Source organism: Klebsiella sp. 4_1_44FAA (assembly GCF_000238715.1).
Classification (GTDB): Bacteria; Pseudomonadota; Gammaproteobacteria; order Enterobacterales; family Enterobacteriaceae; genus Klebsiella; species Klebsiella pneumoniae.
On record NZ_JH414803.1, the window covers coordinates 216204 to 241970 of the forward strand.

At 58.3% G+C, this 25767-nt stretch carries 21 protein-coding genes and 1 pseudogene; 17 read left to right on the plus strand and 5 right to left on the minus strand.

Annotated elements, in window-relative coordinates:
* Positions 1 to 8: 8 nt before the first annotated feature.
* From HMPREF1024_RS07300 to mutT, 16 genes are all read left to right on the plus strand, one after another.
* On the plus strand, positions 9 to 1775 hold the full coding sequence (locus HMPREF1024_RS07300) for a peptidoglycan glycosyltransferase FtsI (RefSeq protein ID WP_002888559.1): 1767 nt from the start codon (positions 9 to 11) through the stop codon (positions 1773 to 1775).
* The gene (gene murE, locus HMPREF1024_RS07295) at positions 1762 to 3249 is read left to right on the plus strand and encodes a UDP-N-acetylmuramoyl-L-alanyl-D-glutamate--2,6-diaminopimelate ligase (protein ID WP_004147071.1); all 1488 of its coding nucleotides are present in this window, start codon (positions 1762 to 1764) and stop codon (positions 3247 to 3249) included. The genes HMPREF1024_RS07300 and murE overlap by 14 nt, the downstream gene beginning before the upstream one ends.
* Positions 3246 to 4604 carry a UDP-N-acetylmuramoyl-tripeptide--D-alanyl-D-alanine ligase gene (gene murF / locus HMPREF1024_RS07290; protein ID WP_004177411.1) on the plus strand — a complete coding sequence of 453 codons (1359 nt, stop codon included), beginning with the start codon at positions 3246 to 3248 and terminating at the stop codon, positions 4602 to 4604. The genes murE and murF overlap by 4 nt, the downstream gene beginning before the upstream one ends.
* Complete coding sequence (gene mraY, locus HMPREF1024_RS07285) at positions 4598 to 5680, plus strand: phospho-N-acetylmuramoyl-pentapeptide-transferase (protein ID WP_002888562.1); 1083 nt, start codon at positions 4598 to 4600, stop codon at positions 5678 to 5680. Before murF ends, mraY begins: the two co-directional genes overlap by 7 nt.
* 2 nt (positions 5681 to 5682) lie before the next feature.
* Positions 5683 to 6999, plus strand: a complete 1317-nt coding sequence (gene murD, locus HMPREF1024_RS07280; protein WP_004151364.1) for a UDP-N-acetylmuramoyl-L-alanine--D-glutamate ligase — start codon at positions 5683 to 5685, stop codon at positions 6997 to 6999.
* Positions 6999 to 8273, plus strand: a complete 1275-nt coding sequence (gene ftsW, locus HMPREF1024_RS07275; RefSeq protein WP_002888565.1) for a cell division protein FtsW — start codon at positions 6999 to 7001, stop codon at positions 8271 to 8273. The genes murD and ftsW overlap by 1 nt, the downstream gene beginning before the upstream one ends.
* Positions 8270 to 9340, plus strand: coding sequence for an undecaprenyldiphospho-muramoylpentapeptide beta-N-acetylglucosaminyltransferase (murG, locus tag HMPREF1024_RS07270; protein WP_002888566.1), 1071 nt, complete (start codon positions 8270 to 8272; stop codon positions 9338 to 9340). Before ftsW ends, murG begins: the two co-directional genes overlap by 4 nt.
* Before the next feature lie 47 nt (positions 9341 to 9387).
* Positions 9388 to 10863: a UDP-N-acetylmuramate--L-alanine ligase gene (gene murC / locus HMPREF1024_RS07265; RefSeq protein WP_004192000.1), complete on the plus strand. Its 1476-nt coding sequence runs from the start codon at positions 9388 to 9390 to the stop codon at positions 10861 to 10863.
* Entirely contained in the window at positions 10856 to 11776 is a 921-nt protein-coding gene (locus HMPREF1024_RS07260; protein ID WP_009309247.1) for a D-alanine--D-alanine ligase, read from the plus strand. Before murC ends, HMPREF1024_RS07260 begins: the two co-directional genes overlap by 8 nt.
* 1 nt (position 11777) lies before the next feature.
* The gene (gene ftsQ / locus HMPREF1024_RS07255; RefSeq protein ID WP_002888624.1) at positions 11778 to 12608 is read left to right on the plus strand and encodes a cell division protein FtsQ; all 831 of its coding nucleotides are present in this window, start codon (positions 11778 to 11780) and stop codon (positions 12606 to 12608) included.
* The gene (gene ftsA / locus HMPREF1024_RS07250; RefSeq protein WP_002888625.1) at positions 12605 to 13867 is read left to right on the plus strand and encodes a cell division protein FtsA; all 1263 of its coding nucleotides are present in this window, start codon (positions 12605 to 12607) and stop codon (positions 13865 to 13867) included. The genes ftsQ and ftsA overlap by 4 nt, the downstream gene beginning before the upstream one ends.
* Positions 13868 to 13929: 62 nt before the next feature.
* A complete protein-coding gene (gene ftsZ / locus HMPREF1024_RS07245) occupies positions 13930 to 15081 on the plus strand; it encodes a cell division protein FtsZ (RefSeq protein ID WP_002888628.1) in 1152 nt (383 codons plus the stop codon).
* Positions 15082 to 15181: 100 nt separating this feature from the next.
* A complete protein-coding gene (gene lpxC, locus HMPREF1024_RS07240) occupies positions 15182 to 16099 on the plus strand; it encodes a UDP-3-O-acyl-N-acetylglucosamine deacetylase (protein ID WP_002888632.1) in 918 nt (305 codons plus the stop codon).
* A 322-nt stretch (positions 16100 to 16421) separates the two neighbouring features.
* Positions 16422 to 16919 carry a secA translation cis-regulator SecM gene (gene secM / locus HMPREF1024_RS07235; protein ID WP_002888635.1) on the plus strand — a complete coding sequence of 166 codons (498 nt, stop codon included), beginning with the start codon at positions 16422 to 16424 and terminating at the stop codon, positions 16917 to 16919.
* Between the two features lie 62 nt (positions 16920 to 16981).
* On the plus strand, positions 16982 to 19687 hold the full coding sequence (gene secA / locus HMPREF1024_RS07230; protein WP_002888638.1) for a preprotein translocase subunit SecA: 2706 nt from the start codon (positions 16982 to 16984) through the stop codon (positions 19685 to 19687).
* A gap of 58 nt (positions 19688 to 19745) precedes the next feature.
* Entirely contained in the window at positions 19746 to 20138 is a 393-nt protein-coding gene (gene mutT, locus HMPREF1024_RS07225) for an 8-oxo-dGTP diphosphatase MutT (protein WP_004145942.1), read from the plus strand.
* Between the two features lie 52 nt (positions 20139 to 20190).
* On the opposite strand, the gene yacG is transcribed toward mutT, so the two are convergent.
* From yacG to coaE, 3 genes are read right to left on the minus strand one after another with little or no spacing between them, the layout of a single operon-like run.
* Positions 20191 to 20385, minus strand: coding sequence for a DNA gyrase inhibitor YacG (gene yacG, locus HMPREF1024_RS07220; RefSeq protein WP_002888644.1), 195 nt, complete (start codon positions 20383 to 20385; stop codon positions 20191 to 20193).
* A gap of 9 nt (positions 20386 to 20394) precedes the next feature.
* Positions 20395 to 21138 carry a cell division protein ZapD gene (gene zapD / locus HMPREF1024_RS07215; RefSeq protein WP_004178596.1) on the minus strand — a complete coding sequence of 248 codons (744 nt, stop codon included), beginning with the start codon at positions 21136 to 21138 and terminating at the stop codon, positions 20395 to 20397.
* Positions 21138 to 21758 carry a dephospho-CoA kinase gene (gene coaE, locus HMPREF1024_RS07210; protein ID WP_002888649.1) on the minus strand — a complete coding sequence of 207 codons (621 nt, stop codon included), beginning with the start codon at positions 21756 to 21758 and terminating at the stop codon, positions 21138 to 21140. The genes zapD and coaE overlap by 1 nt, the downstream gene beginning before the upstream one ends.
* Positions 21759 to 22101: 343 nt before the next feature.
* Between coaE and HMPREF1024_RS07205 the strand changes: the two genes are divergently transcribed.
* The gene (locus HMPREF1024_RS07205) at positions 22102 to 23145 is read left to right on the plus strand and encodes a GMP reductase (RefSeq protein WP_009309248.1); all 1044 of its coding nucleotides are present in this window, start codon (positions 22102 to 22104) and stop codon (positions 23143 to 23145) included.
* Positions 23146 to 23181: 36 nt separating this feature from the next.
* On the opposite strand, the pseudogene hofC reads toward HMPREF1024_RS07205, so the two are convergent.
* Positions 23182 to 24386: pseudogene (hofC, locus tag HMPREF1024_RS0127120) on the minus strand (protein transport protein HofC).
* Entirely contained in the window at positions 24376 to 25761 is a 1386-nt protein-coding gene (gspE, locus tag HMPREF1024_RS07200; protein ID WP_009309251.1) for a type II secretion system protein GspE, read from the minus strand. Before gspE ends, hofC begins: the two are co-directional and overlap by 11 nt.
* Positions 25762 to 25767 lie beyond the last annotated feature (6 nt).

The following is a 25767-nucleotide window of genomic DNA, read 5'->3' on the forward strand; positions in this document are numbered from 1 at the left end:
TGCGACGGATGAAAGCAGCGCCAAAAACGCCTAAAGCAAAACGTCAGGAAGAACAGGCCAACTTTATCAGTTGGCGTTTTGCGTTGCTGTGCGGCTGTATTCTGCTGGCGCTGGCTTTTCTGCTGGGTCGCGTCGCCTGGCTACAGGTGATCAGCCCCGATATGCTGGTGCGCCAGGGCGATATGCGTTCTCTGCGCGTACAGGAAGTGTCCACCGCGCGCGGGATGATTACCGATCGCTCCGGACGTCCGCTGGCGGTCAGCGTGCCGGTGAAGGCTATCTGGGCCGACCCGAAAGAGCTCCATGACGCCGGCGGGGTTACCCTGGATACGCGCTGGAAAGCGCTGGCGGATGCCCTCAATATGCCGCTGGATCAGCTGGCGACGCGCATCAATACCAATCCGCGGATGCGGTTTATCTATCTGGCGCGTCAGGTTAACCCTGACATGGCCGATTACATCAAGAAGCTGAAGCTGCCGGGCATTCATCTGCGCGAAGAATCCCGTCGGTACTACCCTTCCGGGGAAGTAACCGCTCACCTCATCGGCTTTACCAACGTCGATAGCCAGGGGATTGAAGGGGTTGAAAAAAGCTTTGATAAATGGCTTACCGGTCAGCCGGGCGAGCGTATCGTGCGTAAAGACCGCTATGGCCGGGTAATTGAAGACATCTCTTCTACCGATAGCCAGGCAGCGCACAACCTGGCGCTGAGTATCGACGAACGCCTGCAGGCGCTGGTCTATCGCGAGCTAAACAACGCCGTGGCCTTTAACAAAGCCGAGTCGGGCAGCGCCGTGTTAGTGGATGTTAACACCGGTGAAGTGCTGGCGATGGCCAACAGCCCATCCTATAACCCGAACAACTTCGCCGGTACGGCAAAAGACACCATGCGTAACCGTGCGATTACCGACGTGTTTGAGCCGGGTTCGACGGTGAAACCGATGGTGGTCATGACGGCGCTGCAGCGCGGTATCGTCAACGAAAATACCGTGCTCAATACCGTGCCTTATCGAATTAACGGCCACGAAATCAAAGACGTGGCGCGCTACAGCGAATTGACCCTGACCGGGGTGCTACAGAAGTCGAGTAACGTCGGTGTTTCTAAGCTGGCGTTAGCGATGCCGTCCTCAGCGTTAGTAGATACTTACTCACGTTTTGGGCTTGGAAAGGCGACCAATTTGGGGTTGGTCGGAGAACGCAGTGGCTTATATCCTCAAAAACAACGGTGGTCTGACATAGAGAGGGCCACCTTTTCTTTCGGCTATGGGCTAATGGTAACCCCGTTACAGTTAGCGCGAGTCTACGCAACGATTGGCAGCTATGGCATCTATCGCCCGTTGTCGATTACCAAAGTTGATCCTCCGGTTCCGGGCGAGCGCGTCTTCCCGGAATCACTCGTTCGTACCGTCGTTCATATGATGGAAAGCGTGGCGCTGCCCGGCGGCGGCGGTGTGAAAGCGGCGATCAAAGGCTATCGCATCGCGATTAAAACCGGTACGGCGAAAAAAGTGGGGCCGGATGGCCGCTATATCAACAAATATATTGCTTACACCGCAGGCGTTGCGCCCGCCAGCCATCCGCGCTTCGCGCTGGTGGTGGTGATCAACGACCCGCAGGCAGGTAAATACTACGGTGGCGCCGTTTCCGCGCCGGTCTTCGGTGCCATCATGGGCGGCGTATTGCGCACCATGAACATCGAGCCGGATGCGCTGGCAACGGGCGAAAAAAGTGAATTTGTAATTAATCAAGGCGAGGGAACAGGTGGCAGATCGTAATTTGCGCGACCTACTCGCTCCATGGGTGCCAAACGCACCGGAGCGCATTCTGCGAGAGATGACGCTGGACAGCCGGGTGGCTGCTTCCGGCGATCTCTTTATCGCGGTACAGGGTCATCAGGCGGACGGGCGTCGTTATATCCCGCAGGCGATAGCGCAAGGTGTGGCTGCCATTATTGCTGAAGCGCAGGGCGAAGCTAAAGACGGTGAGATCCGTGAAATGCACGGCGTGCCGGTTATCTACCTGAGCCAGCTTAACGAACGCTTATCGGCGCTGGCCGGGCGTTTTTATCATCAGCCGTCGCAGCAGCTGCGTCTGGTGGGCGTCACCGGCACCAACGGGAAAACCACCACCACTCAGCTGCTGGCGCAGTGGGCAAAGCTGCTCGGCGAAACCAGCGCGGTGATGGGGACCGTCGGTAACGGTCTGCTGGATAAAGTCGTTCCAACTGAAAACACCACCGGTTCCGCGGTAGACGTTCAACATGTGCTCTCCAGTCTGGTCGGGCAGGGGGCTACCTTCGGCGCGATGGAAGTCTCCTCCCATGGTCTGGTACAGCACCGCGTAGCGGCCCTGCAGTTTGCCGCCTCGGTGTTTACCAATCTCAGCCGCGATCATCTCGACTACCATGGCGACATGGAGCACTACGAAGCGGCGAAATGGCTGCTGTACTCCACCCATCATTGCGGTCAGGCCATCGTCAATGCTGACGATGAAGTCGGTCGTCGCTGGCTGGCAAAACTGCCGGACGCGGTGGCGGTATCGATGGAAGATCATATCAACCCGAATTGCCACGGCCGCTGGCTAAAGGCCACCGCGGTGAACTATCACGACAGCGGGGCGACCATCCAGTTTGACTCCAGCTGGGGCAAGGGCGAAATCGAAAGCCGCCTGATGGGCGCCTTTAACGTCAGCAATCTGCTGCTGGCGCTGGCCACGCTGCTGGCGCTGGGCTATCCGCTGGCCGATCTGCTGAAGAGCGCAGCGCGTTTACAGCCGGTGTGCGGCCGTATGGAAGTGTTCAGCGCGCCGGGTAAACCTGCCGTGGTGGTGGATTATGCCCATACGCCTGACGCGCTGGAAAAAGCGCTGCAGGCGGCACGCCTGCACTGCAGCGGCAAGCTGTGGTGCGTCTTCGGCTGCGGCGGCGACCGCGACAAAGGTAAACGTCCGTTGATGGGCGCTATCGCGGAAGAATTTGCCGACATCGTGGTCGTTACTGACGATAACCCGCGCACCGAAGAGCCGCGGGCGATTATCAACGATATTCTGGCCGGCATGCTCGATGCAGGTCAGGCGAAGGTGATGGAAGGCCGCGCGGAAGCGGTGACCAACGCCGTGATGCAGGCGAAAGAGAACGACGTGGTGCTGGTGGCGGGTAAAGGCCATGAAGATTACCAGATCGTCGGCAACCGCCGTCTGGATTATTCCGACCGCGTGACCGTCGCGCGTCTGCTGGGAGCGGTAGCATGATTCGCTTTACGTTAAGTCAACTTGCCGCGATCGCCCATGGCGAACGGCAGGGTAGCGATGTCGCTATCGACGAGGTGACCACCGATACCCGTAAAGTGACGGCGGGCTGCCTGTTTGTGGCGCTGAAAGGGGAGCGTTTCGACGCCCATGATTTTGCCGAACAGGCGAAAGCGGCGGGCGCCGGCGCGCTGCTGGTGAGTCGTCCGCTGGCCTGCGATCTCCCGCAGGTGATTGTGAACGATACCCGGCAGGCTTTCGGTGAGTTAGCCGCCTGGGTGCGTCAGCAGGTGCCGACTCGCGTCGTCGCCCTGACCGGCTCGTCCGGTAAAACCTCGGTTAAAGAGATGACCGCGGCGATCCTCAGCCAGTGCGGCAACACGCTGTATACCGCCGGCAACCTGAACAACGATATCGGCGTCCCGATGACGCTGCTGCGGCTGACCAAAGAGCATCAGTACGCGGTGATCGAACTCGGCGCCAACCACCAGGGCGAAATCGCCTGGACCGTCAGCCTGACGCGTCCGGAAGCGGCGCTGGTCAACAACCTTGCTGCGGCGCACCTGGAAGGTTTCGGTTCGCTGGCGGGCGTGGCGAAGGCGAAGGGCGAAATCTATACCGGTCTGCCGGAAAATGGCATCGCCATCCTCAATGCCGACAATAACGACTGGCTGAACTGGCAGGCGGTGATTGGCGATCGCAAAGTGTGGCGCTTCTCGCCGAACGCGGCGAACAGCGATTTCACGGCGACCAACGTGCAGATCACCAGCCACGGCACCGAATTTACGCTGCAGACCCCAACCGGCAACGTTGACGTACTGCTGCCGCTGCCGGGACGCCACAACATCGCTAATGCGCTGGCCGCCACTTCGCTGGCGATGGCGGTAGGCGCCGATTTGGCGGCGGTGAAAGCCGGACTGGCGCAGCTGCAGGCCGTTCCGGGACGTCTGTTCCCGATCCGGCTGACCGAGAGCCAGCTGCTGCTGGATGATTCCTATAACGCTAACGTTGGTTCGATGACCGCGGCGGTGCAGGTGCTGTCAGAGATGCCCGGCTTTCGCACGATGGTGGTCGGCGATATGGCAGAGCTTGGCGCGGAGAGCGCGGCCTGCCATCGCGAAGTCGGCGAAGCGGCGAAAGCGGCGGGGCTGGATTGCGTCCTCAGCGTCGGCGCCTTGAGCGCGGATATCAGCCGCGCCAGCGGCGTGGGCGAACATTTTAACGATAAAGCCGCCGTGGTGGCTCGCCTGCGCGAGCTGCTGGCGGAGCACAAAATAATGACCATTTTAGTGAAGGGTTCACGTAGTGCCGCCATGGAAGAGGTAGTACGCGCATTACAGGAGACTGGGACATGTTAGTATGGCTGGCCGAACACTTGGTCAAATATTATTCCGGCTTTAACGTCTTTTCTTATCTGACGTTTCGCGCCATCGTCAGCCTGCTGACCGCGTTGTTCATCTCGTTGTGGATGGGCCCGCGCATGATCGCCCGTCTGCAAAAACTCGCCTTTGGCCAGGTCGTACGTAACGACGGCCCGGAGTCTCATTTCAGTAAACGCGGTACTCCGACCATGGGCGGGATCATGATCCTCACCGCGATCACCGTTTCCGTTCTGCTGTGGGCCTATCCATCTAACCCGTACGTCTGGTGCGTACTGACGGTATTAATCGGCTACGGCATCATCGGTTTCGTTGATGATTACCGTAAAGTCGTGCGCAAAGATACCAAAGGCCTGATCGCCCGCTGGAAGTATTTCTGGATGTCGGTGATCGCCCTGGGCGTGGCCTTCGCGCTGTATCTGGCGGGGAAAGATACCCCGGCAACCGAGCTGGTGGTGCCGTTCTTTAAAGACGTAATGCCGCAGCTGGGGCTGTTCTATATCTTGCTGGCCTACTTCGTTATCGTCGGTACCGGCAACGCCGTCAACCTGACCGACGGCCTCGACGGCCTGGCGATTATGCCGACCGTTTTCGTCGCGGCAGGCTTTGCGCTGGTGGCATGGGCCACCGGCAACATGAATTTTGCCAACTACCTGCATATCCCGTATCTGCGCCACGCCGGCGAGCTGGTGATCGTCTGTACGGCGATTGTCGGGGCGGGGCTGGGCTTCCTGTGGTTCAACACCTACCCGGCGCAAGTCTTTATGGGCGACGTCGGTTCACTGGCGCTCGGCGGCGCGTTGGGCATTATCGCCGTGCTGCTGCGTCAGGAGTTCCTGCTGGTGATCATGGGCGGGGTTTTCGTGGTGGAAACGCTGTCGGTTATTCTGCAGGTCGGCTCCTTTAAGCTGCGCGGTCAGCGCATCTTCCGCATGGCGCCGATCCACCACCACTATGAACTGAAAGGCTGGCCGGAGCCGCGCGTTATCGTGCGCTTCTGGATTATTTCGCTGATGCTGGTGCTGATTGGCCTGGCGACGCTGAAGGTACGTTAATCATGGCAGATTATCAGGGTAAAAAAGTCGTCATTATTGGGCTGGGTATGACCGGCCTGTCATGCGTGGACTTTTTCATGGCGCGCGGCGTAACCCCGCGCGTGATGGACACCCGCGTCGCGCCTCCGGGGCTGGATAAATTACCCGAATCGGTCGAATGCCATGTCGGCGGACTCAATGATACCTGGCTGCTGGCGGCGGACCTGATTGTCGCCAGTCCGGGGATTGCGCTGGCCCATCCTTCGCTCAGCGCAGCGGCCGACGCTGGCGTAGAGATCGTTGGCGATATCGAACTGTTCTGCCGCGAAGCGCAGGCGCCGATTATCGCCATTACCGGTTCTAACGGCAAAAGCACTGTTACTACCCTGGTGGGCGAGATGGCGAAAGCCGCTGGAGTTAACGTCGGCGTGGGCGGCAATATCGGCCTGCCGGCGCTGATGCTGCTGGACACCGATCGAGAGCTGTATGTGCTGGAGCTCTCCAGCTTCCAGCTGGAAACCACCTCCAGCCTGCAGGCGGTGGCGGCAACCATCCTCAACGTGACTGAGGACCATATGGACCGCTACCCGCTGGGGCTGCAGCAGTATCGCGCGGCGAAGCTGCGGATTTACGAGAATGCGAAGACCTGCGTGGTGAATGCGGACGATGCGCTCACCATGCCGGTACGCGGGGCGGACGAACGCTGCATTAGCTTTGGCGTCGATGTCGGTGACTACCACCTTAACCGCCAGCAGGGCGAAACCTGGCTGCGCGTTAAAGGTGAGAAAGTCCTCAATGTGAAAGAGATGCCTCTCACCGGTCAGCATAACTACAGCAACGCCCTGGCGGCGCTGGCGCTGGCCGATGCCGCGGGTCTGCCGCGGGCCAGCAGCCTGAAGGCGCTGACCACCTTTACCGGTCTGGCGCACCGTTTCCAGCTGGTGCTGGATCACAACGGCGTACGCTGGATTAACGACTCGAAGGCGACCAACGTCGGCAGCACCGAGGCGGCACTGAACGGCCTGCAGCTGGACGGCACGCTCTATCTGCTGCTGGGCGGCGACGGCAAGTCCGCTGATTTTACCCCGCTGAAGCGCTACCTCGGCGGCGATCGTATTCGCCTGTACTGCTTTGGTCGCGATGGCGCCGAGCTCGCTGAGCTGCGTCCTGAGGTGGCGGTACAAACTGAGACTATGGAACAGGCGATGCGTCAGATTGCTCCCCTGGTGAAAGCGGGGGACATGGTGCTCCTGTCGCCGGCCTGCGCTAGCCTGGATCAGTTTAAGAACTTTGAACAACGGGGCGAGATGTTTGCCCGTCTGGCGAAGGAGTTAGGTTGATGCGTTTCTCTCTCCCACGCCTGAGAATGCCGCAGCTGAGCCTGCCTCGGCTGAGACTGCCGCGATTGCCGGGGATGTTTATTTTCGCCTGGCTATTCGCTGCGCTGAAAGGCTGGGTGATGGGCTCGCGCCCGAAAGATAACGACAGTCTGGTGATGTATGACCGGATGCTGCTATGGCTGACCTTCGGCCTGGCGGCGATCGGCTTTATTATGGTGACCTCGGCGTCGATGCCGGTCGGACAGCGCCTGGCGAACGATCCTTTCCTCTTCGCCAAGCGTGACGGCCTGTACATTGTGCTGGCCTTCGCGCTGGCGATGATTACGCTACGTCTGCCGATGGATTTCTGGCAGCGCCACAGTACCGCGATGCTGATCGCCTCGATCGTCATGCTGCTGATCGTACTGGTAGTAGGCAGCTCGGTAAACGGCGCATCGCGCTGGATAGCCCTTGGTCCGCTGCGTATTCAGCCGGCGGAGTTCACCAAGCTGTCGCTGTTCTGCTACATCGCCAACTATCTGGTGCGTAAAGCCGACGAAGTGCGTAACAACCTGCGCGGCTTCTTAAAACCGATGGGCGTGATTTTCGTACTGGCCATCCTGCTGCTGGCGCAGCCTGACCTCGGTACCGTGGTGGTCCTGTTCGTCACCACGCTGGCGATGCTGTTTCTCGCCGGCGCGAAGCTGTGGCAGTTCATCGCCATTATCGGCATGGGTATTTCGGCGGTGGTCCTGCTGATCCTCGCCGAACCATATCGTATTCGCCGCGTGACCTCCTTCTGGAACCCGTGGGAAGACCCGTTCGGCAGCGGCTACCAGCTGACCCAGTCGCTGATGGCTTTTGGCCGCGGCGAGATGTGGGGGCAGGGCCTCGGCAACTCGGTGCAAAAACTGGAGTATTTACCGGAAGCGCACACTGACTTTATCTTCGCCATTATCGGCGAAGAACTCGGTTATATCGGTGTGGTACTGGCGCTTTTAATGGTATTCTTCGTCGCTTTCCGCGCCATGTCGATTGGCCGTAAAGCGCTGGAGATCGATCATCGCTTTTCCGGCTTCCTCGCCTGTGCGATTGGTATCTGGTTTAGCTTCCAGGCGTTAGTTAACGTCGGCGCGGCGGCGGGGATGCTGCCGACGAAAGGTCTGACGCTGCCGCTGATCAGTTATGGTGGTTCCAGTCTGTTGATTATGTCGACGGCCATTATGTTGTTGTTGCGAATTGATTATGAAACGCGTCTGGAAAAAGCCCAGGCGTTTACACGGGGTGTGCGATGAGCGGTCAGGAAAAGCGGTTGATGGTGATGGCGGGCGGTACCGGCGGGCATGTGTTCCCGGGACTGGCGGTCGCGCACCATTTAATGGACCAGGGCTGGCAGGTTCGCTGGCTGGGTACCGCCGATCGTATGGAAGCGGATTTAGTGCCGAAAAACGGCATCGAAATTGATTTTATCCGCATCTCCGGCCTGCGTGGCAAAGGTATCAAAGCGCAGCTACTGGCGCCGGTGCGTATCTTTAACGCCTGGCGTCAGGCGCGGGCGATCATGAAGCGTTTCCAGCCGGACGTGGTGCTGGGCATGGGCGGCTATGTTTCCGGGCCTGGCGGTCTGGCGGCGTGGTCGCTGGGGATCCCGGTGGTCCTCCACGAGCAAAACGGCATTGCCGGCCTGACTAACAAGTGGCTGGCGAAGATTGCGAAGAAAGTGATGCAGGCGTTTCCCGGCGCGTTCCCGCATGCGGACGTCGTTGGGAACCCGGTGCGCACAGATGTACTGGCGCTACCGCTGCCAGGTCAGCGTCTGGTTGGCCGTCAGGGACCGATTCGCGTGCTGGTGGTCGGTGGCTCTCAGGGCGCGCGCGTCCTGAACCAGACGATGCCGCAGGTGGCGGCGAAGCTCGGCGCTACGGTGACCATCTGGCATCAAAGCGGCAAAGGCGGCCAGCAAACCGTGCAGCAGGCCTATGCCGCCGCCGGACAGCCGCAGCATAAAGTGACGGAATTTATTGATGACATGGCCGCGGCGTATGCCTGGGCAGATGTTGTGGTTTGCCGTTCCGGCGCGCTGACGGTTAGCGAAATCGCGGCCGCAGGTTTACCAGCGCTGTTTGTCCCGTTCCAGCACAAAGATCGTCAGCAGTACTGGAATGCGCTGCCGCTGGAGAAAGCCGGCGCGGCGAAAATTCTTGAACAGCCTGAGTTCACGGTAGAGGCGGTTGCCTCTACCCTGGCGAGCTGGGATCGGGAAACCTTGCTGGATATGGCGGAACGAGCGCGTGGCGCTTCGATTCCGGACGCTACCGAGCGGGTAGCAGAAGAGGTCAGCGCCGTAGCTTTGGCGCGCTAATTGCGGTGATTTTCACCGCCCGAATACAGAAGTTGATGGCGTAAAGAATGAATACACAAGATTTGGCAAAACTGCGTTCCATAGTGCCCGAGATGCGTCGCGTTCGGCACATTCACTTTGTCGGCATCGGCGGTGCCGGTATGGGCGGTATTGCCGAAGTGTTGGCTAACGAAGGTTACCAGATCAGCGGCTCCGACCTGGCGCCGAATCCGGTGACCCAGCAGCTGTCGCAGCTTGGCGCCACCATTTATTTCAACCATCGCCCGGAAAACGTGCGTGATGCCAGCGTGGTTGTCGTTTCCAGCGCGATTTCGGCAGATAACCCGGAAATCGTTGCCGCGCATGAGGCGCGTATCCCGGTGATCCGTCGTGCCGAAATGCTGGCGGAGCTGATGCGCTTTCGCCACGGGATCGCCATTGCCGGGACCCACGGCAAAACCACCACCACCGCGATGGTATCCAGCATTTACGCCGAGGCCGGGCTGGACCCGACCTTCGTCAACGGCGGACTGGTAAAAGCGGCGGGCGTACATGCCCGTCTTGGCCATAGCCGTTACCTGATCGCGGAAGCGGATGAGAGCGACGCGTCGTTTCTGCATCTGCAGCCGATGGTGGCCATTGTCACTAACATCGAAGCCGATCACATGGATACCTACCATGGCGACTTCGAGAATCTGAAGCAGACCTTTATCAACTTCCTGCACAACCTGCCGTTCTACGGACGCGCGGTGATGTGCGTGGACGATCCGGTGATCCGGGAACTGTTGCCGCGCGTTGGCCGGCAGATCACCACCTACGGTTTTAGCGACGACGCCGACGTACGCGTCGAGGACTATCGTCAGGTTGGGGCGCAGGGGCATTTCCGCCTGGTGCGCCAGGATAAAGCGATCCTGCAGGTGACGCTCAATGCCCCGGGACGCCATAACGCGCTGAACGCGGCGGCGGCCGTCGCCGTGGCGACGGAAGAGGGGATTGACGATCGGGCTATTCTGCGCGCACTGGAGAGCTTCCAGGGAACTGGACGCCGCTTTGATTTTCTTGGCGAGTTTCCGCTGGCCGAAGTCAACGGCAAACCGGGCAGCGCGATGCTGATCGATGATTACGGTCACCACCCGACGGAAGTGGACGCCACCATTAAAGCAGCGCGCGCCGGCTGGCCGGATAAAAACCTGGTGATGGTATTCCAGCCGCACCGTTATACCCGTACCCGCGATCTGTATGATGATTTTGCCAACGTGCTGACCCAGGTGGATGCCCTGCTGATGCTGGACGTCTATCCGGCGGGCGAAGCGCCGATCCCGGGCGCCGACAGCCGCTCGCTGTGCCGCACCATTCGCGGTCGCGGGAAAGTGGATCCGATCCTGGTGCCCGATTCGACCCAGGCCGCGGAGATGCTGGCATCAGTCCTGACCGGTAACGATTTAGTACTGGTGCAGGGCGCCGGTAACATCGGTAAAATCGCCCGCCACCTGGCTGAAATCAAACTGATCCCGCAAAAAACGGAGGAGGAGCGCCATGGCTGATAAAATCGCGGTGCTTTTCGGTGGAACCTCCGCTGAACGTGAAGTGTCGCTGAATTCAGGCGCGGCGGTGCTGGCCGGGCTGCGTGAAGGCGGGGTGGACGCCCATCCGGTCGACCCGCGCGATGTTGATATTACCCAGCTAAAAAAGCAGGGCTTTAAGAAAGCGTTTATTGCCCTCCACGGCCGCGGCGGGGAAGATGGCACTCTGCAGGGGCTGCTGGAGTTAATCCAGCTGCCTTATACCGGCAGCGGCGTGATGGCTTCGGCGATTTCAATGGATAAACTGCGCAGCAAGTGGCTGTGGCAGGGCGCCGGATTACCGGTCGCGCCGTGGGTGGCGCTGACCCGCGCCCAGTTTGCCGCCGGGCTGTCTACTGACGTCGAACAGCAAATTGCGGCGCTGGGTCTGCCGGTCATCATCAAGCCGAGCCGTGAAGGCTCCAGCGTCGAGATGTCGAAAGTCAGCGAAAGTTGTGATTTAGCGAGTGCATTGGCGTTGGCTTTTCAGCATGATGATGAAGTTTTGGTCGAAAAATGGCTCAGTGGACCGGAATTTACCGTCGCCATAGTCGGTGAAGAAATTTTACCGTCAATACGTATCCAGGCCGCGGGAACCTTCTATGATTATGAGGCGAAGTATCTCTCTGATGAGACGCAATATTTCTGCCCAGGATTTGAAGATCCCGCGCGTGAGTCAGCTATTCAGAACCTGGTGCTTAAAGCCTGGAATGTTCTGGGTTGCAAAGGCTGGGGCCGTATTGACGTGATGCTGGACAGCGATGGCCAGTTTTATCTGCTGGAAGCGAATACTTCCCCGGGCATGACCAGCCATAGCCTTGTGCCAATGGCGGCGCGTCAGGCAGGAATGAGCTTCTCCCAGCTTGTTGTACGAATTCTGGACCTGGCGGGGTGATATGTCGCAGGCTGCGCTGAATACGCGGAACCATGAAGAAGAGGCTTCTTCTTCGCGTCGGAGTAATGGAACGCGGCTGGCAGGGATCGTTTTCCTGCTGGCGGTGCTGTTTACCGTGCTGGTCAGCGGGTGGATGGTTCTTGGCTGGATGGAAGATGCGCAGCGCTTACCGCTGTCGAAGATGGTGGTGACCGGCGAGCGTCACTATACGCGCAATGATGACATCCGTCAGGCGATCCTGGCGCTGGGTTCGCCGGGTACCTTTATGACTCAGGATGTGAACATCATCCAGAGCCAGATTGAACGTCTGCCGTGGATTAAGCAGGCGAGCGTCCGAAAGCAGTGGCCCGATGAATTGAAGATTCATCTGGTTGAATATGTGCCGATTGCGCGCTGGAATGATCAACATATGGTGGATGCAGAAGGAAATGCCTTCAGCGTGCCGGCGGATCGCACCAGCAAACAGAATTTACCGATGTTATACGGTCCCGAAGGCAGCGAGAACGAAGTGCTGCAGGGGTATCGTGACATGGGGCAGGTGCTGGCAAAGGATAAATTCACGTTGAAAGTGGCGGCGATGACCGCCCGTCGCTCCTGGCAGTTGACGCTTAATAATGACATCAAGCTCAACCTTGGCCGTGGCGATACCATGAAACGGCTTCAGCGCTTTATGGAACTCTACCCGGTTCTTCAGCAGCAGGCGCAGACCGACGGCAAACGGATTAGCTACGTTGATTTGCGTTATGACTCGGGTGCGGCAGTGGGCTGGGTACCTGCTCCCGCAGAGGAAACTAATCAACAACAGAATCAGGCACAGGCAGAACAACAATGATCAAGGCGACGGACAGAAAACTGGTAGTTGGACTGGAGATTGGCACCGCCAAGGTGGCCGCTTTAGTAGGGGAAGTTCTGCCCGACGGCATGATCAATATCATCGGCGTGGGCAGTTGCCCATCGCGTGGTATGGATAAAGGCGGTGTGAACGACCTCGAGTCGGTGGTGAAATGCGTACAGCGCGCCATCGACCAGGCCGAACTGATGGCGGATTGCCAGATTTCATCAGTTTATTTGGCACTTTCGGGTAAACATATAAGCTGTCAGAATGAAATCGGGATGGTACCGATTTCGGAAGAAGAAGTGACGCAGGACGACGTCGAGAACGTGGTCCACACCGCGAAGTCGGTTCGCGTTCGCGATGAACATCGTGTCCTGCACGTGATTCCGCAGGAATATGCTATCGACTACCAGGAAGGGATTAAAAACCCGGTAGGGCTGTCCGGCGTGCGTATGCAGGCGAAGGTGCATCTGATCACCTGCCATAACGATATGGCAAAAAACATTGTTAAAGCAGTGGAACGTTGTGGTCTGAAAGTTGACCAACTTATTTTCGCCGGGTTAGCGGCCAGTTATTCGGTATTAACAGAAGACGAACGTGAGCTGGGCGTCTGCGTTGTGGATATCGGCGGTGGTACAATGGATATCGCCGTCTACACCGGCGGCGCATTGCGTCACACCAAAGTGATCCCGTATGCCGGTAACGTGGTGACCAGCGATATCGCCTATGCCTTCGGTACGCCGCCGAGCGATGCCGAAGCCATCAAGGTTCGTCACGGATGCGCATTGGGTTCCATCGTCGGTAAAGACGAAAACGTCGAAGTACCGAGCGTCGGTGGACGTCCTCCGCGTAGCCTGCAGCGTCAGACGTTGGCAGAGGTGATTGAACCGCGCTATACCGAGCTGCTTAACCTGGTCAATGAAGAGATCCTGCAGCTGCAGGAACAGCTCCGCCAGCAGGGTGTTAAACATCATCTGGCGGCGGGGATTGTGTTAACCGGCGGCGCGGCGCAAATTGAAGGTCTGGCGGCCTGTGCGCAGCGCGTGTTCCATACTCAGGTGCGCATTGGCGCGCCGCTGAACATCACCGGTTTAACCGACTATGCCCAGGAGCCGTATTATTCAACGGCGGTGGGGCTGCTGCACTACGGAAAAGAGTCACATCTCAGTGGTGAAGCGGAAGTAGAAAAACGCGTGACGGCCTCAGTGGGCTCGTGGATTAAGCGACTCAACAGCTGGCTGCGAAAAGAGTTTTAATTTTTTAAGAGAACGCAGACAATTAGCGTTCTCAGGCGACAGGCACAAGACGGAGAGAAACTATGTTTGAACCTATGGAACTGACCAACGACGCGGTGATTAAAGTCATCGGCGTCGGTGGCGGCGGCGGTAACGCCGTTGAACACATGGTGCGCGAGCGCATTGAGGGTGTTGAATTCTTCGCGGTAAATACCGATGCGCAGGCGCTGCGTAAGACGGCGGTTGGCCAGACTATCCAGATCGGTAGCGGTATTACCAAAGGTCTGGGCGCGGGCGCGAACCCGGAAGTCGGCCGTAACGCGGCTGATGAAGACCGTGAAGCGCTGCGCGCAGCCCTTGATGGCGCAGACATGGTGTTCATCGCGGCAGGCATGGGCGGCGGTACCGGTACCGGCGCGGCGCCCGTAGTCGCGGAAGTGGCGAAAGATCTGGGGATCCTCACCGTTGCGGTGGTCACTAAGCCGTTTAATTTTGAAGGTAAGAAGCGCATGGCGTTCGCTGAGCAGGGGATCACCGAGCTGTCCAAGCACGTTGACTCACTGATCACCATCCCGAACGACAAGCTGCTGAAGGTCCTGGGTCGTGGAATTTCCCTGCTCGACGCATTCGGCGCGGCAAACGACGTCCTGAAAGGCGCGGTGCAGGGTATCGCCGAACTGATCACCCGTCCGGGTCTGATGAACGTCGACTTCGCGGACGTCCGTACCGTGATGTCTGAAATGGGCTACGCGATGATGGGCTCCGGGGTGGCGAGCGGTGAAGACCGTGCGGAAGAAGCGGCTGAAATGGCTATCTCTTCTCCGCTGCTGGAAGATATCGACCTGTCAGGCGCGCGCGGCGTGCTGGTCAACATTACTGCGGGCTTCGACCTGCGTCTGGACGAGTTCGAAACTGTGGGTAACACCATCCGTGCTTTTGCCTCGGATAATGCGACCGTGGTTATCGGTACCTCTCTGGACCCGGATATGAACGACGAGCTGCGCGTGACCGTAGTGGCGACCGGTATTGGCATGGATAAGCGTCCGGAAATCACCCTGGTAACCAACAAGCAGGTTCAGCAGCCGGTGATGGATCGTTACCAGCAGCATGGTATGTCGCCGCTGACGCAAGAGCAGAAGCCGGCAGCCAAAGTGGTGAACGACAATACGCCGCAAACCGCGAAAGAGCCGGATTATCTGGATATCCCAGCCTTCCTGCGTAAGCAAGCCGATTAAGAATCGACTGGAAGTTGGGCATCTGCGCTCTTTGTGCTAAACTGGCCTCCCGATAGTGGTGTACACTTCGGTTGGATAGGTAAATTGGCGAGATTATACGATGATCAAACAAAGGACTCTTAAACGTATCGTTCAGGCGACTGGCGTCGGTTTGCATACCGGCAAGAAAGTCACACTGACGTTACGCCCTGCGCCGGCAAATACCGGGGTCATCTATCGTCGCACCGACTTGAATCCACCGGTAGATTTTCCGGCTGATGCCAAATCTGTGCGTGATACCATGCTCTGTACTTGCCTGGTTAATGAGCATGACGTGCGGATTTCTACGGTTGAACACCTGAACGCCGCATTGGCTGGCCTGGGTATCGACAACATTATTGTTGAAGTCGATGCGCCGGAAATCCCGATTATGGACGGCAGTGCGGCTCCGTTCGTTTATCTGTTGCTGGACGCCGGCATTGATGAACTGAACTGCGCCAAGAAATTTGTACGTATCAAAGAGACGGTTCGCGTCGAAGATGGCGACAAATGGGCTGAATTCAAACCGTACAATGGTTTTTCGCTGGACTTCACCATCGATTTTAACCATCCAGCGATTGATGCCAGCACCCAGCGCTATACGCTGAACTTCTCGGCCGATGCGTTCATGCGTCAGATTAGCCGTGCGCGTACCTTCGGTTTTATGCGCGATATCGAATATCTGCAGTCCCGCGGCCTGTGCCTGGGCGGCAGCTTCGATTGTGCCATCGTTGTTGACGATTATCGCGTACTGAACGAAGACGGTCTGCGCTTTGAAGACGAATTTGTTCGCCACAAAATGCTGGATGCGATCGGTGACTTGTTTATGTGTGGTCACAACATTATCGGCGCATTCACGGCGTACAAATCGGGTCACGCGTTGAACAACAAACTGCTGCAGGCGGTTCTGGCAAAACAGGAAGCCTGGGAGTATGTGACCTTCGAAGACGACGCAAAACTGCCAATGGCGTTCCGCGCACCGTCGATGGTTCTGGCGTAAGCCTGACCATTCAGTAAATTCGACTGGTAACCTGGTACTCTCTCCGACCAGGGAGCCAGTCGTTTTTCTTTTATAGCACCCTCCAGTTATTTTCGCTGCGATCCCTGGATAATAATTAGCGTGCGTTCGCTGCTTTATTAAGCGTTTTCGCCGGGCAATCGCCTTCATTCATGCTGCCTCAGGCCGGTATTAATGTTAGTATTTGAGCGCAAAATTATTTCTCAGGGTTGCTTTACCCCGTGGACATCAGGTTGTCCTGCGAAAAACATCAATAAAGAGACAGCCTGAACGACGACGGGTCTAGCAAAGAAAGGTAATGAACGTGAGTGGATTGCTGACGCGCTGGCGACAGTTTGGCAGACGGTATTTTTGGCCGCATCTCCTGTTGGGGATGGTCGCGGCCAGCCTCGGCCTGCCTGCGCTAAGCAACGGTCACGAGACCGCGGCGCCAGCGAAGGCGACCGCCAGCAATCACAATCCGAGCAAGGTTAATTTCTCTCAGCTGGCGCTGCTGGAGACGAATCGCCGGCCCAGCTTTACCGTCGACTACTGGCATCAGCACGCCATTCGCACCGTTATTCGTCATCTCTCCTTCGCCATGGCGCCGCAGGCGCTGCCGGTCGCGGAAGAAACTTCCCCGCTGCAGGCTCAGCATCTGGCGCTGCTCGACACCCTCAGCGCGCTGCTGACGCAGGACAGCACGCCGCCGGTGGTGATCCGCCAGGCGGGTTACATCCCTTCTTCATATTCTGCCTTCCGCGTCAGCGCCTGGATAAGCCAGGTGGCGGGGATCCGCGCAGGGCCTCAACGTCTCAGCTGAAAATAACCACGGACCATCCTATTTTTTGTGACTCCGCACCGCGGGGCGTTTGAGATTTTATTATGCTTATCAAAATGTTAACCAAGGTTTTCGGCAGCCGTAACGACCGTACGCTGCGTCGTATGCGCAAAGTCGTCAATATCATCAACGGCATGGAACCGGCGATGGAAAAACTCTCTGATGACGAGCTGAAAGCGAAAACCGCTGAATTCCGCGCGCGCCTGGAAAAAGGCGAAACGCTGGAAAGCCTGATCCCTGAAGCTTTCGCCGTCGTTCGCGAAGCCAGTAAGCGCGTATTCGGCATGCGCCACTTCGACGTCCAGCTGCTGGGCGGTATGGTGCTTAACGATCGCTGCATCGCCGAGATGCGTACCGGTGAAGGTAAAACCCTGACCGCGACCCTGCCGGCGTACCTCAACGCGCTAACCGGCAAAGGCGTTCACGTAGTGACCGTCAACGACTATCTGGCCCAGCGTGACGCCGAAAATAACCGCCCGCTGTTTGAATTCCTGGGCATGACAGTTGGCATCAACATGTCCGGCCTGCCGGCGCCGGCGAAGCGTGAAGCTTACGCTGCCGATATCACCTATGGCACCAACAACGAATACGGCTTCGACTACCTGCGCGACAACATGGCCTTCAGCCCGGAAGAGCGCGTTCAGCGTAAACTGCACTATGCGCTGGTGGATGAGGTGGACTCCATCCTGATCGATGAGGCGCGTACGCCGCTGATCATTTCCGGCCCGGCGGAAGACAGCTCTGAAATGTACCGCAAGGTAAACAAAATCATCCCGCATCTGATCCGCCAGGAAAAAGAGGATTCGGATACTTTCACTGGCGAAGGCCACTTCTCGGTGGATGAAAAAGCGCGTCAGGTTAACCTGACCGAACGTGGTCTGGTGCTGATTGAAGAGCTGCTGGTACAGGAAGGCATTATGGATGAAGGTGAGTCCCTGTACTCTCCAACCAACATTATGCTGATGCACCACGTTACCGCCGCGCTGCGCGCCCATGCGCTGTTCACCCGCGACGTTGACTACATTGTCAAAGATGGCGAAGTTATCATCGTCGATGAGCACACTGGCCGTACGATGCAGGGCCGCCGCTGGTCCGATGGTCTGCACCAGGCCGTTGAGGCCAAAGAGGGCGTGGAGATCCAAAACGAGAACCAGACTCTGGCCTCTATCACCTTCCAGAACTACTTCCGTCTGTACGAGAAGCTGGCGGGGATGACCGGTACAGCCGATACCGAAGCCTTTGAATTCAGCTCTATCTATAAGCTGGATACCGTGGTTGTACCGACCAACCGTCCGATGATCCGTAAAGACATGGCGGATCTGGTCTATATGACCGAAGCGGAAAAAATTCAGGCAATTATCGAAGATATCAAAACTCGTACCGCTGCCGGTCAGCCGGTGCTGGTGGGGACTATCTCGATCGAAAAATCTGAAGTGGTTTCCCGCGAACTGACTAAAGCCGGCATCAAGCACAACGTCCTGAACGCCAAATTCCACGCCAGCGAGGCGGATATCGTCGCCCAGGCGGGCTACCCTTCCGCGGTGACCATCGCCACCAACATGGCGGGTCGTGGTACCGATATTATGCTCGGCGGTAGCTGGCAGGCGGAAGTCGCTGCGCTGGAAAACCCAACGCCAGAGCAGATTGAGAAAATCAAAGCCGACTGGCAGGTACGCCACGATGCGGTACTGGCCGCAGGCGGTCTGCACATCATCGGTACCGAGCGTCATGAATCTCGCCGTATCGATAACCAGCTGCGCGGCCGTGCTGGTCGTCAGGGGGATGCCGGTTCTTCCCGCTTCTACCTGTCAATGGAAGATGCCCTGATGCGTATCTTCGCCTCCGATCGCGTGTCTGGCATGATGCGTAAACTGGGAATGAAACCAGGTGAGGCGATTGAGCACCCGTGGGTCACCAAGGCGATCGCCAACGCCCAGCGTAAAGTGGAAAGCCGTAACTTCGATATCCGTAAGCAGCTGCTGGAATATGATGATGTGGCCAACGACCAGCGCCGGGCGATCTACACCCAGCGTAACGAGCTGCTGGACGTGTCTGACGTCAGCGAAACCATCAACAGCATCCGCGAAGACGTCTTTAAGGCGACGATCGATGCCCATATTCCGCCGCAGTCGCTGGAGGAGATGTGGGATATCGAAGGTCTGCAGGAGCGTCTGAAAAACGACTTCGACCTCGACCTGCCAATCAAAGAGTGGCTGGATAAAGAGCCGGAGCTGCATGAAGAGACCCTGCGCGAACGTATTCTGCAGAGCGCGGTAGAAACCTACCAGCGTAAAGAAGAAGTGGTCGGCGCCGAGATGATGCGCCACTTCGAGAAAGGCGTGATGCTGCAGACTCTGGATTCGCTGTGGAAAGAGCACCTGGCGGCGATGGATTACCTGCGCCAGGGTATCCACCTGCGCGGCTATGCGCAGAAAGATCCGAAGCAGGAGTACAAGCGCGAATCGTTCTCAATGTTTGCCGCGATGCTGGAGTCACTGAAGTATGAAGTGATCAGCACCCTGAGCAAAGTCCAGGTGCGGATGCCGGAAGAAGTCGAGGCGATGGAACAGCAGCGTCGTGAAGAGGCCGAGCGCCTGGCGCAGATGCAGCAGCTCAGCCATCAGAGCGATGATGAAGCCGCAGCCCAGGATCTGGCGGCGCAAACCGGCGAACGTAAAGTGGGCCGTAACGATCCGTGCCCGTGCGGCTCCGGCAAAAAGTACAAACAGTGCCACGGCCGTCTGAGCTAAGGTCTGATAAAACAAACAAAGGCGCAGAGTTCTGCGCCTTTTTTATGGAGCGCATTCAATGAAAAAACTGCAAATCGCCGTCGGGATAATTCGCAATCCGCAAGGCGAAATCTTTATTACCCAGCGCGCCGCCGATGCCCATATGGCGAATAAGCTGGAGTTCCCGGGCGGGAAGATTGAATCTGATGAGACGCCTGAGCAGGCGCTAATCCGCGAACTGCAGGAGGAAGTTGGGATTACGGTCACCACCTCTTCGCTCTTTGATAAGCTGGAGTATCAGTTCCCCGATCGCCATATTACGCTGTGGTTTTTCCTCGTGGAAAGTTGGCAAGGCGAGCCGTGGGGTAAAGAAGGGCAGCCGGGTCGGTGGATGGCGGGACCAACGTTGGATCCGGCGGCGTTTCCTCCGGCGAATGAACCGGTTATCAGCAAACTTATCGCCCAGGGCTGAGCCCCGGGTCGCGAGGCTAACCCGCCAGGCGCCGGGTTAGCTTGCCATCAAATCAGGGTTGCTGCTCGCTCCAGTCATCGCTATCGGAGAGATCCCCCGCGCTGGGGATGCGCTTCTCTTCCGCAGCCCATTCTCCCAGATCGATCAGTTGGCAGCGCTTGCTACAGAACGGACGAAACGGACTCTGCTCGCCCCACACCACAGTTTTGCCGCAGGTCGGGCAGTTGACGATAGTCTCTTCTGACATGTTATCTCCTTAACAGCAGGCCAGTTCAAAATCAAAGCGCTCCGGCACGATCCCATATTCACTGTCCAGCGCCAGGAAACGGATGGCGAAACGGCTCTTATGGCCGGAAATTTGCGGATAAAGCTGGTGAGCCAGATCGAGACGCAGGCGCAGCAGATCGGCATCTTCGCCATTATCCTGATAAAAGCCGTTGAGGCTGGTCTGTTTGCGGAACAGCGCGGAGTTGCGGATAAGATCGAGGATCAGGCTCAGGGACTGGACCAGCGGATCGAGGCTGGCAAGCCAGCTGGCCACCTGCTCATCGCGATGCGCCTGTGGCATATGGAGCCAGATATGCAGGGTCGGTAAATCGAAGCTGCAGCAGCCGCCAGGAATACTCAGGCGCTGACGCACCAGCGCAATCAGGCGATCTTCACGCAGAAACTGACCAATGCGCGGCGCGGCCATCAGGGTGCTGGAGGACTGCTTCAACTGGTGGCGCAGCTCGTTAATGCGCTCCTGATCGACGCCCGGCACTTCTGCCCATGACTGGAGCTTACGCTGCTGGCGTTCCAGCTCTTTAACCAGGTCAGTGCGCACCTCGCCGCGCTCCAGGACATCCAGCAGATCGCCGGCGTTACGGAAAAAATGGAGCGCATCGGCATGGCTGGCAATCTGCGGACGGAAAGCCATCTGCTGGATCAGAAATTCGATGCGCAGCCAGGTGCGCATTTTCTCATTAAGAGGATGTTCAAACAGAACGGGGGTATGCATTACGAGTTTTCCTGTGAGGCGGCCTGCGATGCCAGCGTTAAATACTTTTCGTGCAGGCGGGCAACATCCGATGCCACTGCATCCGGCGTGCCAGTGTTTTCAATAACATCGTCCGCGACGGCCAGGCGCTGCTGGCGCGTGGCCTGGGCGGCAAGAATATGTTCAGCATGTTCGCGGCTGACCTTATCGCGCAGCATGGTGCGTTCGATTTGCGTCTCTTTCGGCACATCGACGACCAGTACGCGATCGGCCTGGCCGGACAGGCGGTTTTCGACCAGCAAAGGTACGACCCAGAGGAGATAAGGGGAGGTGGCGGCCTGCATCTGGCGGCGCGTTTCCTGCTGAATCAGCGGGTGCAACAGCGCATTGAGCCAGGCTTTTTCCTCCACGTGAGCAAAAATTTTTTCCCGCAGCAGGCGGCGGTTCAGCGTGCCGTCGGGGGCAATCATCTGTGGTCCAAAGTGGCCGACAATGGCCTGGAGCGCCGGGGTACCGGGCTCGACCACCTGACGGGCGATAACATCGGCATCGATAACCTTAACCCCAAGCTGCGCGAAGGCGTCGGCGACCGTACTTTTACCGCTGCCGATCCCGCCTGTTAACGCGACTGTGTACCCCATATCTTCTGACCCTGAAACGGATTGCTCGTATTTTTTGCAGGCAGACAGCGATGACTGGCAGCGCGCCGGGGAGGCGACAGTGAGCATGTCGTGAGGGCCCCGCGCCAACCGGGATCGCCGTCCGCTATACTGTTTGTTTTAATCAAGCAAATCAAATGGTTAAAAACAATACTCCGGCAGGGGAAGGCATAGGCGCCTTTTTCTCCATTCACCAGGTAAATTTATACGATTGTAGCGTAAAAAAAGTGAAAATCGCAGTCTTGCGCGGGCCTGATTCGCGCGTATGATAACGTCACTGGAGTTGTGCTCTCACATTCATGCCATTAACCCCAGGAATTCGCACATGCGTATTGAAGAAGATCTGAAGCTTGGTTTCAAAGACGTTCTTATCCGCCCGAAACGCTCTACCCTCAAAAGCCGTTCTGATGTTGAGCTGGAACGTGAATTCACCTTTAAACATTCAGGCCTGACCTGGTCCGGCGTGCCGATTATTGCGGCTAACATGGATACCGTCGGCACCTTCAGCATGGCTAAAGCGCTGGCCACTTTTGGTATTCTGACCGCGGTACATAAGCACTACACCGCTGAAGAATGGCTGGCGTTTACCCAGGGCGCATCCGCAGACGTACTCAAGCATGTGATGGTTTCCACCGGCACGTCCGATGCGGATTTCGAAAAAACCCAGCAGATCCTCTCTCAGAACCCACAGCTGAATTTTGTGTGTATCGACGTCGCCAACGGCTACTCCGAGCACTTTGTACAGTTCGTGGCGAAGGCGCGCGAAGCCTGGCCGCAAAAAACTATCATCGCCGGGAACGTGGTCACCGGTGAAATGTGCGAAGAGCTGATCCTCTCCGGCGCAGATATCGTCAAAGTTGGCATCGGCCCGGGATCCGTCTGCACCACCCGCGTTAAGACCGGGGTCGGCTATCCGCAGCTCTCCGCCGTGATTGAGTGTGCCGATGCGGCGCACGGCCTTGGCGGCCAGATCATCAGCGACGGCGGTTGCACCATGCCGGGCGATGTGGCGAAAGCCATCGGCGGCGGCGCTGATTTCGTGATGCTTGGCGGCATGCTGGCGGGCCATGAAGAGAGCGGCGGAACCATCGTTGAAGAGAACGGAGAGAAATTCATGCTGTTCTACGGCATGAGCTCCGAGTCGGCAATGACCCGCCATGTGGGCGGTGTCGCGAAATACCGCGCGGCGGAAGGCAAAACCGTTAAGCTGCCTTTGCGTGGACCGGTGGAGAATACCGCACGTGATATTCTCGGCGGCCTGCGTTCTGCCTGCACCTACGTTGGCGCCTCGCGTCTGAAAGAGCTGACCAAGCGTACGACCTTTATCCGCGTTCAGGAACAAGAGAACCGGGTATTCAATAGCCTGTAATCGGCTGCACTGGCGCCTGCGCGGCGCCAGTGTTTCTCATCCTCCCGCCCCGCCAATGGCATCGCCCAGGTGAAAAACGGGCAAATACATTGCCACCACCAGAATCCCGACCAGCGAGCCGGTTATCACCAGCATCATGGGTTCAAGATGCGCAGCCAGACTATCGGCTCGCTGATAGGTTTGCTGGCGATGGTGATGCGCCAGGTTTTCCAGCATCTGATCCAGCGCTCCCGCGCTTTCCCCCGTGCGGATGAGCTGCAGGCACAGCGGTGTAAAACCGCCGCAGCGGCTTAACGCCTGCCAAATCGGCTCCCCCTGAACGATCAGCGCGCGGGCCTGCGCCAGACGCTGGCGCCATAGCGGGCACGACAGGGACTCTTCAACGCTTTGCAGCCCCTGCAGAAAGCTAATACCGGCGCTTTGGGTTAACGCCAGGATGGTGAAGATCAGGCTCAGCTGTTGTCCGCCGATCAGGGAGCCAATGAGAGGAAGCGCGTTAAGCAACCGCTGGCGGCGCAGCAACCAGTCGCTGCGCCGCCGGATCAGCTGGTTGAGCAGCAGCGGGCTCAGCAGCAAGGCCAGCAGCAGCGGCCAGCCGCGACTTAGCATGTCGCCTGCCGCAACGACCATCCGCGTCAACAGCGGTAACGGCGTACTGAACGTCTGGTAGATGGCGGTGAACTCGGGCAGGACAAAATAGAGCATCCCCAGCACCACCAACAGCGCCAGAGAGAGCACGATCAGCGGGTAGCGCAGCGCTTTTTAACTTTGCTGGCGAGCCGCTGCTGCTCCTGCTGCTGATTCGCCAACTGCAGGCAGCAGATATCGAGCTTGCCCGTCAGTTCGCCGGTGCTAATCATCGCCAGATATAGTGGCGGAAAAGCCTGGGGCCACTGCGCCAGCGCGGCAGAGAACGCCACGCCCTGGGCCAGCTCGCGGCCCAGCGCCTCAAGCAGCGCCTGCCACTGGGCATGCGACTGCTGCTGCGCCAGCAGCGATAACCCTTCCGCCAGCGGCAGGCCGGCCTGCAGCAGGGTCGCCAGCTGGCGGATCGTTTCGCAACTGTAGCGCGGGTGCCAGAGGCTCTGCTTCACCGCACAGCGGCGTACGGCCAGCGGTATAACTCGCTGCTGTTGAAGGTGCTGCAGGACCTCCAGACGCTTGGTTTGCCATAGCATCCCCTGACAAGGGGCGCCCTGCACATCAATACCGCGCCAGCGCCAGAGACGCTTAGTCGCCATGGGGGATCCCCAGCACCCGCACCACCTCTTCGAGGCTGGTCAATCCCTGTTCGATAGCCTGACAGCCGCTTTCAAAAAGCGTCATCATCCCTGCGGCTCGCGCCAGAGATTCAATCTCAATGGCGTTAAGTCCCTGGACTATCCCCTGGCGTAGCCCGGGGGTAACAGGCAGCACTTCGAACAGCGCCAGCCGGCCGTAATATCCGTGGTAACAATGTTCGCAGCCCGCTGCCTGCCAGCGTGGCAGCGGGCGGGGCCACAGGCTGTGCGGCAGGTCGGCGGCGCTGCCGGCATTACGCCGACAGTGGGGACACAGCTTGCGGACCAGACGCTGGGCGATGACCAGCGAGAGCGCAGAGGAAATCATCCAGCGGGCGATGCCCATTTGCTGCAGGCGGGTCAGGGTTTCGCTGGTGGAATTGGTGTGCAGGGTGGAGAGCACCAGATGACCGGTCTGGGCGGCTTTGAGCGCGATTTCAGCGGTCTCGGCATCGCGGATCTCGCCCACCATGACAATATTCGGATCCTGGCGTAACAGGGCGCGCAGCACACTGTGAAAAGTGAGTCCGGCGCGGGGATTGATTTGCGTCTGGTTCATCCCGGCGATGGGGATCTCCAGTGGATCCTCCACGCTACAGATATTCACTTGCTCACGGTTTCTGGCCTGCAGGGCGCTGTAGAGGGTCACCGTTTTCCCGCTTCCGGTTGGGCCGGTGACCAGCAGCAGACCCTGCGGCTGGTTCAGCGCCTGGCGAAAGGCCGCCAGCTGGGAGGATGAGAGTCCGAGTGCTTCCAGATCCAGCGCCTGGTCAACCTGATGCAGAAGGCGCAGGACAATCTTTTCGCCATAGCGGCAGGGCAGAGTGGCGATGCGAAAAGAGAGCGGTCGTCCCGCAAGATTCAGCGCGAACTGGCCATCCTGCGGTAAACGGTGCTCGGCGATATCGAGACTGGCCAGGACCTTGAGTCGCGCGATAACCGGTGCGGCCAGTTCGGGAGCCAGCAACGGTAGGGCGTGTAGGACGCCATCGACCCGCAGGCGGATGCGTAAGTGCGTTTCCGTGGGCTCGATATGAATATCAGACGCCCGCTGACGCAGGGCCTGTTCGAGGATCTGGTTGACCCGTTCGGCGATATTTTCCGGCCCGTCGTTCTGCGCCAGTTGCGCCTGCTTTTCCTGGGCCTGCAGACGCTTATCCATCTGCTCCTGGCTCCAGCATTCAATGTCGATCCGCTTTTGCGTCGCGAAGCGTAGCGCCTCCATCAACTCCGCCGGCGGGGTATTAACCACCGCAATAGAGATTGTCTGTTCATCGCTATGCAGCAGCATGGCGTGGTAGCGACGGCAGAGGGGGATCAGCTGTTCTGTTTTCATGCATTC

Coding starts and splice junctions, on each gene's coding strand:
- HMPREF1024_RS07300 (WP_002888559.1), top strand. CDS start 9: ATGAAAGCAGCGCCAAAAACGCCTAAAGCAAAACGTCAGGAAGAACAG.
- murF (WP_004177411.1), top strand. CDS start 3,246: ATGATTCGCTTTACGTTAAGTCAACTTGCCGCGATCGCCCATGGCGAA.
- mraY (WP_002888562.1), top strand. CDS start 4,598: ATGTTAGTATGGCTGGCCGAACACTTGGTCAAATATTATTCCGGCTTT.
- murD (WP_004151364.1), top strand. CDS start 5,683: ATGGCAGATTATCAGGGTAAAAAAGTCGTCATTATTGGGCTGGGTATG.
- ftsW (WP_002888565.1), top strand. CDS start 6,999: ATGCGTTTCTCTCTCCCACGCCTGAGAATGCCGCAGCTGAGCCTGCCT.
- murG (WP_002888566.1), top strand. CDS start 8,270: ATGAGCGGTCAGGAAAAGCGGTTGATGGTGATGGCGGGCGGTACCGGC.
- murC (WP_004192000.1), top strand. CDS start 9,388: ATGAATACACAAGATTTGGCAAAACTGCGTTCCATAGTGCCCGAGATG.
- HMPREF1024_RS07260 (WP_009309247.1), top strand. CDS start 10,856: ATGGCTGATAAAATCGCGGTGCTTTTCGGTGGAACCTCCGCTGAACGT.
- ftsQ (WP_002888624.1), top strand. CDS start 11,778: ATGTCGCAGGCTGCGCTGAATACGCGGAACCATGAAGAAGAGGCTTCT.
- ftsA (WP_002888625.1), top strand. CDS start 12,605: ATGATCAAGGCGACGGACAGAAAACTGGTAGTTGGACTGGAGATTGGC.
- ftsZ (WP_002888628.1), top strand. CDS start 13,930: ATGTTTGAACCTATGGAACTGACCAACGACGCGGTGATTAAAGTCATC.
- lpxC (WP_002888632.1), top strand. CDS start 15,182: ATGATCAAACAAAGGACTCTTAAACGTATCGTTCAGGCGACTGGCGTC.
- secA (WP_002888638.1), top strand. CDS start 16,982: ATGCTTATCAAAATGTTAACCAAGGTTTTCGGCAGCCGTAACGACCGT.
- mutT (WP_004145942.1), top strand. CDS start 19,746: ATGAAAAAACTGCAAATCGCCGTCGGGATAATTCGCAATCCGCAAGGC.
- yacG (WP_002888644.1), bottom strand. CDS start 20,385: ATGTCAGAAGAGACTATCGTCAACTGCCCGACCTGCGGCAAAACTGTG.
- zapD (WP_004178596.1), bottom strand. CDS start 21,138: ATGCATACCCCCGTTCTGTTTGAACATCCTCTTAATGAGAAAATGCGC.
- coaE (WP_002888649.1), bottom strand. CDS start 21,758: ATGGGGTACACAGTCGCGTTAACAGGCGGGATCGGCAGCGGTAAAAGT.
- HMPREF1024_RS07205 (WP_009309248.1), top strand. CDS start 22,102: ATGCGTATTGAAGAAGATCTGAAGCTTGGTTTCAAAGACGTTCTTATC.
- gspE (WP_009309251.1), bottom strand. CDS start 25,761: ATGAAAACAGAACAGCTGATCCCCCTCTGCCGTCGCTACCACGCCATG.